The organism is Pseudomonas frederiksbergensis, assembly GCF_003732665.1.
In the GTDB taxonomy this organism is placed as follows: domain Bacteria; phylum Pseudomonadota; class Gammaproteobacteria; order Pseudomonadales; family Pseudomonadaceae; genus Aquipseudomonas; species Aquipseudomonas frederiksbergensis_G.
On the sequence record NZ_MOBP01000025.1, the window covers coordinates 24,535 to 38,252 of the forward strand.

At 58.3% G+C, this 13,718-nt stretch carries 14 protein-coding genes; 3 read left to right on the forward strand and 11 right to left on the reverse strand.

Features of this window, described 5'->3' with window-relative positions; translation table 11 throughout:
- Positions 1-131: 131 nt before the first annotated feature.
- Entirely contained in the window at positions 132-1,421 is a 1,290-nt protein-coding gene (locus BK665_RS31865; RefSeq protein ID WP_123410437.1) for an NHL repeat-containing protein, read from the reverse strand.
- 264 nt (positions 1,422-1,685) lie between these two features.
- Positions 1,686-1,952 carry a hypothetical protein gene (locus tag BK665_RS31870; RefSeq protein ID WP_123410438.1) on the reverse strand — a complete coding sequence of 89 codons (267 nt, stop codon included), beginning with the start codon at positions 1,950-1,952 and terminating at the stop codon, positions 1,686-1,688.
- A 343-nt stretch (positions 1,953-2,295) separates the two neighbouring features.
- Here BK665_RS31870 and BK665_RS31875 point away from each other — a divergent pair, with 343 nt between their 5' ends.
- Complete coding sequence (locus BK665_RS31875) at positions 2,296-3,621, forward strand: sigma-54 dependent transcriptional regulator (RefSeq protein WP_123410439.1); 1,326 nt, start codon at positions 2,296-2,298, stop codon at positions 3,619-3,621.
- A 58-nt stretch (positions 3,622-3,679) separates the two neighbouring features.
- Here the strand turns inward: BK665_RS31875 and fapF are convergent, their stop codons facing one another.
- The 9 genes from fapF to BK665_RS31920 form a co-directional block, all read right to left on the reverse strand.
- Positions 3,680-4,960: a fibril amyloid transporter FapF gene (fapF, locus tag BK665_RS31880; RefSeq protein ID WP_123410440.1), complete on the reverse strand. Its 1,281-nt coding sequence runs from the start codon at positions 4,958-4,960 to the stop codon at positions 3,680-3,682.
- Positions 4,961-5,006: 46 nt separating this feature from the next.
- Positions 5,007-5,774, reverse strand: a complete 768-nt coding sequence (gene fapE / locus BK665_RS31885; protein ID WP_123410441.1) for a fibril amyloid subunit FapE — start codon at positions 5,772-5,774, stop codon at positions 5,007-5,009.
- Positions 5,775-5,806: 32 nt separating this feature from the next.
- A complete protein-coding gene (gene fapD / locus BK665_RS31890) occupies positions 5,807-6,487 on the reverse strand; it encodes a fibril amyloid maturation endopeptidase FapD (RefSeq protein WP_123410442.1) in 681 nt (226 codons plus the stop codon).
- A gap of 62 nt (positions 6,488-6,549) precedes the next feature.
- Positions 6,550-7,839 carry an amyloid-like fimbrin subunit FapC gene (fapC, locus tag BK665_RS31895; RefSeq protein ID WP_123410443.1) on the reverse strand — a complete coding sequence of 430 codons (1,290 nt, stop codon included), beginning with the start codon at positions 7,837-7,839 and terminating at the stop codon, positions 6,550-6,552.
- A 55-nt stretch (positions 7,840-7,894) separates the two neighbouring features.
- Positions 7,895-8,467, reverse strand: a complete 573-nt coding sequence (gene fapB / locus BK665_RS31900; protein WP_123410444.1) for a fibril amyloid subunit FapB — start codon at positions 8,465-8,467, stop codon at positions 7,895-7,897.
- Position 8,468: 1 nt separating this feature from the next.
- Positions 8,469-8,906 carry a functional amyloid chaperone FapA gene (gene fapA / locus BK665_RS31905; protein WP_123410445.1) on the reverse strand — a complete coding sequence of 146 codons (438 nt, stop codon included), beginning with the start codon at positions 8,904-8,906 and terminating at the stop codon, positions 8,469-8,471.
- Between the two features lie 331 nt (positions 8,907-9,237).
- The gene (locus BK665_RS31910; RefSeq protein ID WP_123410446.1) at positions 9,238-9,762 is read right to left on the reverse strand and encodes an AAA family ATPase; all 525 of its coding nucleotides are present in this window, start codon (positions 9,760-9,762) and stop codon (positions 9,238-9,240) included.
- Entirely contained in the window at positions 9,759-10,322 is a 564-nt protein-coding gene (gene pnuC, locus BK665_RS31915) for a nicotinamide riboside transporter PnuC (protein WP_123410447.1), read from the reverse strand. The genes BK665_RS31910 and pnuC overlap by 4 nt, the downstream gene beginning before the upstream one ends.
- 191 nt (positions 10,323-10,513) lie before the next feature.
- On the reverse strand, positions 10,514-12,148 hold the full coding sequence (locus BK665_RS31920) for a methyl-accepting chemotaxis protein (protein WP_123410448.1): 1,635 nt from the start codon (positions 12,146-12,148) through the stop codon (positions 10,514-10,516).
- 293 nt (positions 12,149-12,441) lie between these two features.
- Between BK665_RS31920 and BK665_RS31925 the strand changes: the two genes are divergently transcribed.
- On the forward strand, positions 12,442-13,272 hold the full coding sequence (locus BK665_RS31925) for an undecaprenyl-diphosphate phosphatase (RefSeq protein WP_123410449.1): 831 nt from the start codon (positions 12,442-12,444) through the stop codon (positions 13,270-13,272).
- Positions 13,269-13,697 carry a DUF1294 domain-containing protein gene (locus BK665_RS31930; RefSeq protein WP_123410450.1) on the forward strand — a complete coding sequence of 143 codons (429 nt, stop codon included), beginning with the start codon at positions 13,269-13,271 and terminating at the stop codon, positions 13,695-13,697. Before BK665_RS31925 ends, BK665_RS31930 begins: the two co-directional genes overlap by 4 nt.
- Positions 13,698-13,718: the final 21 nt, after the last annotated feature.

The following is a 13,718-nucleotide window of genomic DNA, read 5'->3' on the forward strand; positions in this document are numbered from 1 at the left end:
CTGTGGGAGCGGGCTTGCTCGCGAAGGCGGTGTGTCATTCAATCTATGCGTTGCCTGACACGGCCTCTTCGCGAGCAAGCCCGCTCCCACATTTTTGGCCGGTGTTTACAGCCAGTGGTTTGGGCCATTGACTAACCCAGGTAACGCGCCACCACCGCCCGATAATTGCCGTCCAGCGAGTAGCCGCCGACGATGATCCGGCCATCATCCTGCACTGCCAGGGAGGTGGCGGTGTCGAGGCTGCGCCCCAGCCGCGTGCGAACCCAGCCGATGCCATTGGCAAAGCTGCGATCCAGCTGCCCCTGGGGCAGATAGCGCGCGACAATAAAATCCGCTTCAACACCGCCGATGGTCGCGCCGACCGCCAGTACGCTGCCGTCCGGCTGGATCTGCGCGGCGGTCCATTGGCTGCCGCTGTGGCCAATTTCCAGGCGTTGCGGTTGACCGCCGTTGCAATGTCTATCGGGGCGGCCATTGCTGTGCAGTTTCAGGGACAGACAGTGCATCGGGTCGCGGCTGCTGCCAAAGCAGTGCAAGTCGTCATTGTCCTGCTGGACGATCTCGCTGATCTGGGCGCTGCGGCCCTGGGTTTTGAAGGTCATGAAACCGTCCACGGCGAAGCTTTCGTCCAGCCGGCCATCAGCGTGATAGCGCGCCAGCAGGCCTTCCTCGGGGAAATTGATCGAGCCTCCCGTCACGATTCGCCCGTCCCGTTGCACCATCAGGCTGCTGAGCCAGGAGTTCATCAGCAAATGCCTGACCAACACGAAACCACGGCCATTGAATTCACGGTCCAGGGTGCCGTCGGCATTGAGACGGATCAGCAGCCCGACGTGATCGGCCAATTCGAAATGATGATTGGCCACCAGCAGGATTCGACCATCCTCCTGCACACGGATCGCACAGGCTTCGGCCCCGGGAACGCCCGGTGGCAGCCAGTCATCGCGCAGGCCCATGGATAGATCACCGGGCAGGCGCACGATCAGTCGGCCATTGTCGCCAAAGTCTCGAACCGGGTGGCCATGGGCGTCGAACATGGCCAAGGCTGGCAAGGTGCGGTGAGCGTTTTCGTAATGCAGGCCGGCCAGCAGGATCGAGCCGCCGGGGAGGACGTGGACCTCGCTGCCCATGGCCTCGAAACCCAGGGTGAACTGGCCGAGCAGGCTGCCCTGATTGCCAAAGGACAGGTCTGCCGAGCCATCCTCCAATAGCCGGGCCAGGCCGAAGCGGCTGCCGCCAGGGGTGCCGATCTTGGCCGCGACCAGCACACGGCCTTGCGCGTCGAGGGCGACACCGTTGGCCATGCTGGAGGAACTGCCGGCGAAATACACTTGGGTTTTGCCGCCCGCGGCAAATTCCGGATCGAGGTGCCCGGCTTGATGCCGGGTTGCAGGGCAGGCGAAAGCAGACGGGGTTGGCATGCACGCATCTCCTTGCCAGTCGACCTGATCCCGGTAGCCGGGGAGGGTGACTGCGCGTGCGAAACATTCAATCCCTGAATGCCTGGGCGCACAACTGTCATAACTAACAGGTGGTGCGACGCTGTGTGCCAGAACAGTGTCTTTTGGAACCAGTTGTATTGAGCTAACAGCAACAGTAGGAGCAAAGCTTGCTCGCGATGGCGATTTTTAGGGCGCCATCGCGAGCAAGCTTTGCTCCTGCCGGGAATATATCCGACGCAATAATTAGTGCGGCATGGACCAGGACTGAAGTGTGTAACCTTCCTGGCTCAGCTCTTTACGTGCCTGTTCCAGCAGATGTTCAAGTTGCACCGGATCGGAATAGGCGCTGCTTGGGATCTGGGCGTGGCTAACGCGGTTTTTAGTGCGGTCGACAACGCTCAGGCTGAGTTCGCCGTTGCCGTCTTGTGGAGCCCAGGCCACGCATTCAAATGGTTCGAACGCGAGTTTGGCAATCAAAAGAGCTTCGTTGATACGGAGCGGGGCGGTCATGGGATCTTCTCTCTGTATGCCCAATCAAGTGATGTGCCGTCGGTTGGGCTTACCGTTCGGCTGGTTACTTGTACTGATGCCCTCAATAGGGGCTCGGGTCACACACAATCCAAAGAAAATTCAACTTTCTTTCATATACTCAATATTCAGGCTTTTTTTGAAAGCTGAATGAAAGGTTCAGGTCGTTAGGTAACTAACAAAGTTCCTTCTTATAACTAACCAGTTACAACTCCTATAATCAATTGATACAAGGCCCTGTCAAATTCTTGCTAATGTTACAGCCAGGTCCGCCAAATGACTGTTTTTAATAATATTTCCTTAAATTTGGCGCCAAGGAACAGTCATGATCGAAGCGCCTGCCTTACGACGTCTGTTAGTGGTTGACCCTTGCGACGATTGCCATCGTCTTTTGCCGGGCTTGCGCTCTGTGGGTTGGGATGTCGACAGCTGTACGCTGGAAAACGCCGCCGACCGCACGTGCGATGTCGGCCTCTTGCGATTGCAGCCGTTCCACCTCGAACGTCCGGAAGCCGTCAAGGAGCTGATCAGCCGCAGCGGCACGGAATGGATCGCCGTACTCAACCAGGAAGTCCTGCGGTTGCAGAACGTCGGGGACTTTGTGTGCGAATGGTTTTTCGACTTCCACACCTTGCCGTTCGATGTGTCCCGGGTCCAGGTGACCCTGGGACGAGCGTTCGGCATGGCGCGGTTGCGCGGGCAGGGCACGGTTCATATCGATCAGCCAGAACACGAGTTGCTCGGTGACAGCAAGCCGATCCGCGAACTGCGCAAGTTGTTGAGCAAATTGGCGCCCACCGAGTCCCCCGTATTGATCCGCGGCGAAAGCGGCACCGGCAAGGAGCTGGTCGCCCGCACCCTGCATCGACAATCCCAGCGTCACAGCAAGCCGTTTGTGGCGATCAACTGCGGCGCCATTCCCGAACACCTGATCCAGTCCGAACTGTTTGGCCACGAGAAAGGCGCGTTTACCGGCGCGCACCAGCGCAAGATCGGGCGGATCGAAGCGGCGAACGGCGGCACATTGTTTCTCGATGAAATCGGTGATCTGCCACTGGAATTGCAGGCCAATCTGCTGCGCTTCCTGCAGGAAAAACACATCGAGCATGTGGGCGGCAGCCAGCAGATTCCGGTGGATGTGCGGGTATTGGCGGCGACTCACGTTGACCTTGAGGCGGCCATCGAGAAGAAACGCTTTCGCGAAGATTTGTACTACCGCCTCAACGTGCTGCAAGTGGTCACCGCGCCACTGCGCGAGCGCCACGGCGACCTGTCGATGTTGGCCAACCACTTTGCCCATTTCTATAGCCATGAAACCGGTCGCCGCCCGCGCAGTTTCAGCGAGGACGCGCTGATCGCCATGGGCAAGCACGACTGGCCGGGCAATGTGCGCGAGCTGGCCAACCGGGTACGTCGCGGCTTGGTACTGGCCGAAGGCCGGCAGATTGAAGCGCGGGACCTGGGCCTGATCAGCCAGCAGACCATTGCCGCGCCAATGGGTACGCTGGAAGACTACAAAACCCGCGCTGAACGCCAGGCCTTGTGCGATGTGCTTAACCGCCACAGTGACAATTTGAGCATCGCCGCCAAAGTGCTGGGGATCTCCAGGCCTACCTTCTACCGTTTGTTGCACAAACATCAGATCCGTTAGCAAGACAAAAAAAAGCCCCGCCGGGATTGAAGTCCCGGCGGGGCTTTGCCGTTGTGGATCAGAAGTAGTACGGGAATTTCAGGCTGAAGGAAAAGTCCGGCGAGTCCTCGGTCAAGCCGATTGACAGGTTAGGCACGATTGTCAGGTTATCGGTGGCGGCCAGGGTCATGCCGATGTTGAAGTTGGCGGCGTTGTAATCGCTGTTGGAAATCGATTGCCAATCACCACCGTCCGGCTTGATTTTGCTTTTGCGGGCGAACTGATCGGTGAACGAGAACGACATACTCATCTTCTCGTTCAAGGCGAACGCAATGCCGGCGCCGACCTGCCAGGAATCACCCAGTTTCACGTCTCCCTTGACCTTGGAGCCGACCTGCGGGCTGATATCGCTGAAAGAGTCCTGCATGTTGTAGGTGTAGGACAGCGTGCCGAACAGCACGGCAGGGTCGAAGGTCTTGACCAGCGAGAGCCCCGGGGTAATCGCCCAGACACCATTGCCCGTAGGCAAATCCTCTGGGACCGAGAGGTTATCGTTGGTCGGGTCACTGACCAGCTTGATGCCGTAAGGGTCCTTGCCGGTCGGTGCCTTGACGCGCAACGTCGCGACCGCGTCGGGCCAGTTGGCCGACTCATCCAGAAACTTGTAAGCCACGCCGACGTTAACATCGCCGATGGTCGGGTCCCGGGTTACGGTTGCGTCCGACGTCACCGGGCCTGCGCCACCAGCGCCTCCGGAGGAATACGTGGATTCGCGATAAACGATCGGGACGTTAATGTCGAATTGCCAGCGCTGCGCCACGTTGTAACGGGCGGTCAGGTCCAGGGTCCAGTTGTCGGCCTTGATACGGTCGAGGTTGATGTTGCCGAGAAAAATCGAGTCCAGTGCCAGGAAGCCGTTGAGCGTCAATGCCCGGGTATCGTAGTGCGTGTAGGTCACGCCGGTTTCGAGGCTGAACTTGCCGCCACCGAAGAAGCCGCTGGCTTCGTCATACAGGTTGGACACGCTTTGCGCAGGCTCCGAATCATCCTTGAGCGATTGCCCATAGGAACTGCCTGAGGTGCCCGGCGCGCCGGTGGCCACCGTCTGACCACCCCTGGCCGGCTCGGCGGGGGATTTGGTCAGACGTTTGGGCGCCGGTGTTGCGGGTGTTTCTTCGACCTGGCGAACGCGTTGTTCAAGCACCATCAGCGCGTTCTGTTGTGCTTCGTAACGTTGTTTCAACTCCATGAGTTCTTGTTTTAATTGTTCGACCTGGGGGTCCGGCGCTGCGTAGAGCAGTGTGGCCGGGCTCAGGCTACTCAAACAGACGATAGCTCTGAACGTTAACGATCGGTGCATGGGTAAGCCGTCCCTTCTGATTAAATCCGATGAGACAGAGCGTAGATCAGAATCCGATAGTGCGAAGGCCTTTGAGCTGGTCCAGATTGCCGCTTACTGCCCCGGCTGTCGGTACGTTGTCACGCAGTACGACATTGAGGGACGTGAGGTTGCGGACCTGGTTGCTACTGCCAAGCAAAGTCGTGTTCTGCATCAGTCCACCCTGGGCCAGGCGTTGCATGGTGGCGCCCTGGTTGTTGTTTGCCACGATATTGAGTTGCACACCCGTACCGCTTGAGGAAACGCTGAGCGAACCTGCGTCGTTGGAGCCGACCACCGTCGAACCTGCGGCCAATACCTGGCCTTGCGGTTGCGTTGCAGGGGCCTGATCGACCTGGCTCGCCTTCGCGACGTTGATATCAACGTTGTTGTAGGCGATGTTGTTGTCGCCGGCAGCGCGCACGACTTGCGTGACGCCTTCGGTGCTGTTGAGGCCGTTGCCGCCCGTGACGGTGCCTATGTTTGTGTTTGCGCCGGAGCCTTGCGAGCTCGTGGAGCTACCGGGTTTTTCGTCAATCATCGACACATAGAACTCAGGTTTGACGGTCGATTGCTGGACTTTCATCGCGGAGGTCGCACCGATCAGTGCACCGTTGGCATTTTGCCAAGTGGTGGTCATGACAATGCCGAAACTGACGATCCGTCCCGGCATGACAAATCGGCCTCGCAGGGTTGCCAATTCCTGATCCTTCAGTTCGATGGGTTTGAACGTTTGTGCCTGGGTGGGAAGGCTGGCGGCCAGACAAACCAGGGCCAGCCAGATTGGAGTCTTCATTGGATGCTCCCGGAGCTTCGTGCTCCTTATCATTAGAAGAAGTCGCTTTGGATGAATCCGAAATCCATCAACTCTGCGTCTTGCACCGGGCTGAATGCGTTGACACGGCTTTTGGCCGTTAGTGGCAGGGGTGGGTCGAGCAACGCATTGGTTTTGTCGTAGCCCTGGCCTATGACGGCAAAGATGATGCCGTTCCAGCCTTTGACAAAATCTTCGACTTTGTAGCGTTTATGTCCGAGTACCGGATCGCCGATATAGACCCAGTCCTTTTGCACTCTTTGCAGGACTACAAAATGCTTGTAGCCACGGATATCCATGAGTACCACCACTGGGATTTTGACTTCTTTCAGCGTTTCTGTGGCTACCCGGTAGCCCCGGGCGCGCATGCCGATACTTTCCACGTAGTGCTTCATGTCGAGCATGGAAAAGCCCTGGACGCGGACAAGATTTTGATCCGAGTGGGCCAGCATGCCTTCAATGATCTGATTCTCACTCACGTCCAGCCAATAGGCCTGGCGCAAGATGGTTGCCAGCGCAGCGGCGCCACAACTGAAGTCGGTTTTCTGTTGCACCAGATCAGCAAATTTACGCTCGCGTATGCTCTGGATCGGCTTGTACACCACCGCGCCGCCCGGCAGGACGGAAAGCGGCAATTGTGCAGCCTCGATCACACTGGCCACGCAAAGCAAAAATGCCAAGGCGATAATGCGCATGGTAGGACGCCTTCTGGTTGTTGCTGAAAAAGGCCCCCGTAAGGGGGCCTCTAGAGACAGCATCAGAACGAGTTGTTGGAAATGGCCAGCGAGTTGCTTTGTTGGTTGCCCACACCAGCAGCCACGTTGACGCCCAGGTTGCCGCTGCCGCCATTCACCGAACCGCTCAGGGTTGCAGTGTTGGTCACAGGGTTGGCCCAGCCGGTTGGAGTCAGCACTTGATAGGAAACGGTGTTGCTCAGATCAAATGAACTGCTCTCAGCGTAGGCTTTGGACTTGTCATACTCGGACTGGTGGGATTTGCTGCCGGATTTTTCGAACGAGGAGTCGAACGACTTATCGAACGAAGAACTGCCCGAACTGTTGTGCGATTTATCGACCGACACGTCCAGCGTTGCATCAAGCGATGCGTTCAGAGCAGCGGCGGAAGACGAACTGCTGCTACCCGAATGGTGATAGCCATTATCCCAGGCAGCATTTTGAGCAGCCGCAGCCGAAGCATCCAGCGTAGCGTTCAACGAAGCATTCAAATTAGAGCTAGAAGAGCTGCTCTTCTCGTAGCTTTTTGAGCCACTGGCATCGAAGCTTTTCGAACCGCTCACGTCAAAGCTCGATGAAGAGCTTTTACTGCCGTTCGCTGCACTGGCCTTGGCGTAGTTGGTACTGCCGCTGGCCGAGGTGGTAAAGGTCAGCGTATCCACGCGATAGGTACGATCGGCGTTGTTATTCACAGTCAGGCCAGGACCCGTTTGAGAGGCAGAGGCGGTGGCTGTTGCGTTACCCAGTGGAGCATTGGTGTTAGCAATGGCCATGGTGTTTTTCTGTTGGTTGAGGTCGCCGGCCGCAACGTTGACACCCATGTTGCCGCTGCCGCCATTAGCCGAACCGCTCATAGACGCAGTAGCTTGGCTGCCGTAGTTGTCGACCCGGTTGTTGCGGCTGGTTTGGGTGACGGAAGCCGTGGCACTGGCGGTGCCGAACACAAACGCATTATCAGGAGCGGCAGCTGCGGCGTTTGCAATAGCGGCCGCGTTGTCTTGTTGGTTGCCGTCGCCGCCAGCCACGTTGACGCCGACGTTGCCGCTGGTGCCTGTGGCGGAGTTGTTCATCTCGGCACTGTTGACGGTCCCGGCGTTGCCAATGCGGTTATCGGTACTGCTTTGGGTATCCCATGCATTCGCTGTGGCGTAGACAGGGATTCTGGTTGGAGGAGGGGTGTGCTGACCGTTGTTATTGTTATGGCCGTTGTGGTGACCATTGTGATCGTCATCACGCTGCCCAGCTTGTACAGCAACAGCCATGACCGCAGCAATTGCGAAAACCAGAGGCTTGATTGCCATCGAAGGTTTCATGGTGATTCTCCGTACTGATTTTAGGTTAAGTGTTGTTTTTTTTACCTGTTTTGGGTCAATCCGCGACCCGTACGCTCACGGTGTTGGCCGTTCGGTTTCCCACCCCGGCGCTCTGATTCAACTGAATTACTCCACGGCTACCGGTGAAGGCCTGATCGCTGGTAGCGACCCGGCGATAGCCTGGTGCGGAGTCAGTTGGATCGGAGTTGTTGAGCAGCGCCACGTTCTGTTGCAGGAGGACGCTGTCGTCGATACTTTGCGGCTGTGTGCTGATGCTTATCCGCAGGGCATTGGCCTGCTGGTTGTTGCCGCCCGCGCTCTGGTTGACGCCCAGCACGCCGTTACCGTTGCTGAAGGCGTTACCTTGAATGCTGGAGCTGGCGTCGATTCTGGGGTCTGCGGGTGAATGCAGCCGTTGGCGAATCTGTGTGGATGCATTGGCGTTGGTGCCAATCGCGATGGCCCGGGCGTTGACCTGTTGTTGCTGATCGCCGGCGGCCTGGTTGACCCCGAGATTGCCCTGGTACTGCGCGCCCGAACTGTCGATGTCGGCGTTATCGATGACGGGAGACTGGGCGAAGGACGATGCACTGCAAAACATGGCGATAATCAGCAGAGAGCGATTCATGCTAACGGTCTCCCGTTATGATTTTCAGAGCACCCAGGCCTTGCTGGACGTTCGAATTGACCATGTTGGCGATGCCGCTGCCCGAATTGCCTGAACGCCCGCCGGGCAGGTTGGAAAGTTGGGTCTGGTTGCTGATATTGCCGCCCAGGTTGTTGGTGTTTTGAGTGACCAGGTTGCTGATGCCTGCACCACTGGCGACACCGGCAAAGTCGCCGTCGCTCAACTCGTTCGTTTGATTGAGGATATGTTGCGACGGGTTGGCATTGACGGTGGTCGGGTGAGGGTCGGGGATCAGCGGAGGAACCACGGCGTTGCGGGTCTGGACATCACGTTTGATCGTAATGATGCCGTTGTCAGCCTGAGCAGGCAGGCAGAAACTTGAGCCTAATGCGCATCCGATCAGCAGGAGGCGGTAGATGCTTCTATCAAATTTCCCCACGGCGGCAATTCCTTCTGTAAATGGAACGCTGGCCCTTATCAGCGTTGCGAGGTAGAGAGCAGAAGGTGTGCCGCTTTTGGCTTTTCTTTTAAAAACAGAGGGTTGGCTTTTATTGCCGGGGTGGCCAACACAGCGTTGTAACGCCGCTGAGACAGAGGCATGGGAAAACGCCTTCCCATGCGGGCGGCCTTGCTTGCTAAGCGCCCCCAAGGCAGGTTGTATCAGTGGCTTAACACTTTTTTGCTGGCGAGTCCGGGCCGCTTTAGCTCAGGGGTTTGCGCAGGGATGGGTGTTTCAGAAATGGACAGGTGCGACGGGGCGCAATACCCCGTCAGGCCTTGAGCAAGCGCGTCACGGCCTCGAATGCCGCGTCCTTGCGTTGTTTCCAGTCACCTTGCAGTACCTGGTAAGGCTGGCGGTGCAGGTCCAGCCATTGTTGGCTGGCTTGGAAAAACGCCTGGCGTTCTGCCAGTTGCGGTTGGCAACGTTGCCCGTCGTCATGCCAGGCCACGGTTTCAGGGCTCAGCAACAAATGCAGATCATAGTGGCGTGCCAGCAAGGCTTGATCGATCCACGACGGGCAAGCGCCAAATAACGTGCGACTCCACAGGATGTTGCTCAAAAGGTGCGTATCAAGAATCAACAGGGACGGTTGCCGGGCGCGTGCTTCATCCTCCCAGCTCAGTTGGCCCTGGGCTATTGGGGTGATGTCGTCGTAGCGGGTTTCGCGGGCTTCAATGTCGATGAAATGCCGAACGTACTCACCGACCAACAGGCCGCCAAAATGGGCTTGAATCTCGCTTGAAAGCCAGCTTTTGCCGCTGGATTCCGGGCCGGTGAGTACCAGTACTTTCATGCGTGCAGCGCCGGATCGGCACGCCATTCACGCCAGCCTTGCACGGCAATCAGGGTGAACAAGCCGTAGAGGGTCGCGGTCAGGTACAGGCCTTTATAGATGAACAGGCTGACAAAGATCACATCCAGGACGATCCACAAGGGCCAGCATTGCACGCGTTTCTGCGCCATCCATAACTGCGCGACCAGGCTGAAACCGGTCAGCGCGGCGTCGAGCCAGGGTTGCGCGGCGTCGGTCCAGTGAGCCATCGCCGCGCCCAGCAGCAGACTGCCGATGGCGCCCACGGCCAGCCCGAGCATGATCGAACGGCCATCCAGCGCACTCACTTGCCGGCCATCATGGGCATCGCCGGCGCGGGTCCATTGCCACCAGCCATAGACTTGCAATGCGGCGTAGATCACTTGCAACAGCATGTCCGAATACAACTTCACCTCGAAGAAGATCCAGCTGTAGAGCAATACCATTACCAGCCCGATGGGCCAGCACCAGGGATTCTGTTTGACCGTCAGCCAGACGGCGATCACGCCGAGGGCGGCGGCAAACAGTTCAAGCCCGGACATGGCGGTTCCTTGGGGAAGTCGAAGAGGGGGGCGATTGTACCCAGATTGGCCTGTGTGGGCTCGCTCAACTCTGTCAGGCAACGCACAGAACTGTGGGAGCGGGCTTGCTCGCGAAGGCGGTGTGACCGTCAACATCAATGTTGAATGATCGACCGTATTCGCGAGCAAGCCCGCTCCCACAGGGTTGAGTGTCAGACGCGGAATTGCTTCAGGAGCCCGTTCAACTGCTCACTCAATTCCTTGAGGTGAACACTGGCCAGGCTCGACTGCTCCGCCGCCAGCGCGGTGCTGTGGGACAACCCGGCCGCCTGGGTGACGTTCTGGTTGATGTCTTCCACCACATGGGCCTGTTGCAGGGTGGCGCTGGCGATAGAGGCGTTCAACCCGTTGAGGTTGCGCAACGCCTGGCCGATGGCGCTCAGGCTTGCGCCGGCCAGGCCCGCCTGTTCGATGGTCAGTTGCGATGCGCGGCTACTGTCGCCGATCACCTTGACCGCCGCCTCGGAGTGGTTTTGCAGGCGTTCGATCATGGCCTGGATTTCCGCCGTGGACTTCTGGGTACGCTGGGCCAGCAGGCGTACTTCATCGGCCACCACTGCAAACCCACGCCCTTGCTCGCCGGCACGGGCCGCTTCAATGGCGGCGTTGAGGGCCAACAGGTTGGTTTGCTCGGCAATCGAGCGGATGACCTCCAGCACGCTGCCGATCTGGGTACTTTCGGCGGCCAGGGTACGAATCACTTCGACGGCTTGATCGATGGTGCCGGAGAGTTTATCGATCTGCTGCAAGCTGCCATCGATATTGACCTGGCCTTGCTGGGCCTGGGTCTCGGCGTCGCGCATTTCGCTGGCGGCCTGCTCGGCATTCTTGGCCACGTCATGCACGCCGTAAGTCACCTGGTTGATGGCCGTGGCCACCAGTTCCATTTGCTGGGATTGCTGCTGACTACGTTGCTGCGCCTGTGCGGCATCGTTGCCCAGTTCACTGGACGACTGGCCCAGGGCGCTTGCAGACACCTGCAATTGGCTGATCACCTGGCGCAGCTTGGCGGTAAAGGCGTTGAAGTGGTGCGCCAGTTGCGTGACTTCGTCCTGACCGTGGGTGTCGAGGCTGCGGGTCAGGTCGCTTTCGCCGCTGGCGATGTTGGCCATGGCGTTCACGGTTTCCTGCAGCGGCCGCACGATGCTGCGGGCAATCATGATCACCAGCAACGCCATGATCAGGGTAATCGCCATGCCGATAAACGAGGCTTTCCAGACCTGGCCGTAGAATTCGGCTTGCAGGTCATCGACGTACACGCCCGAACCGATGATCCAGCCCCAAGGCTCGAACAGTTTGACGTAGGAGGTTTTTTCCACCGGCGCACTGGCGCCCGGTTTCGGCCAACGGTAATCGACCATGCCGGCGCCCTTGGCCTTGGCGATGGCGACCATCTCGTTGAACACGGCAAAGCCATCCGGGTCGCGGATCGCCGAGAGGTTCTGGCCTTCGAGTTTCGGGTTGGCCGGGTGCATGATCATCACCGGCGTCAGGTCGTTGATCCAGAAGTAGTCGTTCTGGTCATAGCGCAGGCCGCGAACCACGGTCAGCGCCTGTTTCTGCGCCGCCTCACGGGTGAGGGTGCCGGCGGTTTCCAGGTCATGGTAGTAGTTGAGAATGCCACTGGCCGTCTGCACCACATGCTGGGTTTTCTGCGCCTTGGCGTGATACAGGTCGTCGTGGATCTGTTTGAGCATCAGCAGGCCCAACGTCAATAACATCACGATGGCCACGACCAAGATGAGCCACAAGCGTCGGCTGATCGACACACTGCGCAAGCTGTTCATAACGCTGTCACTCCCTATTCTTATTCTTGTCATAAACGATCGCCAGCATCCAACCACGCTTTGCGGGCTGCAAGTATGCGACACAAGTCCAATTACGCAGCGGCGTTAATCAGGCATCTCTGATAGGATTTCGGCCTCGCAAGGAAAAACCTGAATCCAAGTTGATTTTTCACGGAATTTTTACCGTTTCGTGTGGATCCTGTGCGCGCGCGACTTCAGCTACGCTGACCGCCAGTGAACGCTCTAAAAAATATTAACGGGGCATGCCTTGCGCATCGCTTCTTGGGGGATTGATGGATCTTTGGACCGCCTTTCAGGCACTGATTCTTGGAGTAGTGGAAGGGCTGACGGAGTTTTTGCCCATTTCGAGTACCGGACACCAGATTATCGTCGCGGACTTGCTCAACTTCGGTGGCGAGCGGGCGATTGCGTTCAACATCATTATTCAGTTGGGCGCGATTCTGGCGGTGGTCTGGGAGTTTCGCCGCAAGATCCTCGAGGTGGTGACCGGTTTGAAAACCCAGCCGAGTGCCCGCCGCTTCACCGCGAACCTGCTGATCGCCTTCATGCCCGCCGTGGTGCTGGGGGTGATTTTTTCCGATTTGATCCACGAGTACCTGTTCAACCCGATTACGGTCGCGGCGGCGCTGGTGGTGGGCGGGATCATCATGTTGTGGGCCGAGAAGCGCCAGCATGAAGTGCATGCCGAAACGGTCGACGACATCACTTGGAAAGACGCGCTGAAAGTCGGCTTCGCCCAGTGCCTGGCGATGATTCCGGGGACTTCCCGTTCCGGCTCGACCATCATCGGTGGCCTTTTGTTTGGGCTGTCGCGCAAGACCGCCACCGAGTTTTCGTTCTTCCTGGCCATGCCGACCATGGTCGCGGCGGCGGTGTATTCGGGCTTCAAGTACCGTCATTTGTTCGTGCCGGCAGACTTTCCGGTGTTTGCCGTCGGTTTCATTACCGCATTTATCTTCGCGATGATCGCGGTCAAGGCACTGCTCAAGTTCATCGCCAGCCACAGCTATGCGGCGTTTGCCTGGTATCGCATTGCCTTTGGCCTGGTGATCCTGGCGACCTGGCAGTTCGGTTGGGTTGACTGGGCTGCCGCCAAGCCATGAGTGATTCCAGTGCGCGGAACAACTCCGGACGTCCGTCCGGGGGGCAGATCCAGCAGCCTCGCTTGAAGCTGCTGGTGTTCGTCGCCCTCTGCGTGCTGCCGCTGTATGGGTCGCTGGCGTTGTGGCTGCGCGGGATTTCCGTGATCCCGCTGGCGGCCTACGGGCTGGTCAGCGTGATCGCGTTTTTCCTGTACTGGAGCGACAAGCGCAAGGCCCGCGCCGACACTTGGCGCACCCCGGAAAACGTCCTGCACGCAGTGGAACTGGCCGGTGGCTGGCCGGGCGCATTAGTGGCCCAGCAAGTATTTCGACACAAGACCCGCAAAGTCTCGTTTCAACTGGTGTTCTGGCTCATCGTGTTGTTGCATCAGGTGTTCTGGATCGACCAGTTGTTCCTCGGCGCGCATTTGCTGGCCTTCTTCTAAAGAACACGCACGTCTCGTGAC

Bases quoted from the DNA above. Each gene is read 5' to 3' on its own strand.
- BK665_RS31865 (WP_123410437.1), bottom strand. From the start codon at position 1,421: ATGCCAACCCCGTCTGCTTTCGCCTGCCCTGCAACCCGGCATCAAGCC.
- BK665_RS31870 (WP_123410438.1), bottom strand. From the start codon at position 1,952: ATGACCGCCCCGCTCCGTATCAACGAAGCTCTTTTGATTGCCAAACTC.
- BK665_RS31875 (WP_123410439.1), top strand. From the start codon at position 2,296: ATGATCGAAGCGCCTGCCTTACGACGTCTGTTAGTGGTTGACCCTTGC.
- fapF (WP_123410440.1), bottom strand. From the start codon at position 4,960: ATGCACCGATCGTTAACGTTCAGAGCTATCGTCTGTTTGAGTAGCCTG.
- fapE (WP_123410441.1), bottom strand. From the start codon at position 5,774: ATGAAGACTCCAATCTGGCTGGCCCTGGTTTGTCTGGCCGCCAGCCTT.
- fapD (WP_123410442.1), bottom strand. From the start codon at position 6,487: ATGCGCATTATCGCCTTGGCATTTTTGCTTTGCGTGGCCAGTGTGATC.
- fapC (WP_123410443.1), bottom strand. From the start codon at position 7,839: ATGAAACCTTCGATGGCAATCAAGCCTCTGGTTTTCGCAATTGCTGCG.
- fapB (WP_123410444.1), bottom strand. From the start codon at position 8,467: ATGAATCGCTCTCTGCTGATTATCGCCATGTTTTGCAGTGCATCGTCC.
- BK665_RS31910 (WP_123410446.1), bottom strand. From the start codon at position 9,762: ATGAAAGTACTGGTACTCACCGGCCCGGAATCCAGCGGCAAAAGCTGG.
- pnuC (WP_123410447.1), bottom strand. From the start codon at position 10,322: ATGTCCGGGCTTGAACTGTTTGCCGCCGCCCTCGGCGTGATCGCCGTC.
- BK665_RS31920 (WP_123410448.1), bottom strand. From the start codon at position 12,148: ATGAACAGCTTGCGCAGTGTGTCGATCAGCCGACGCTTGTGGCTCATC.
- BK665_RS31925 (WP_123410449.1), top strand. From the start codon at position 12,442: ATGGATCTTTGGACCGCCTTTCAGGCACTGATTCTTGGAGTAGTGGAA.
- BK665_RS31930 (WP_123410450.1), top strand. From the start codon at position 13,269: ATGAGTGATTCCAGTGCGCGGAACAACTCCGGACGTCCGTCCGGGGGG.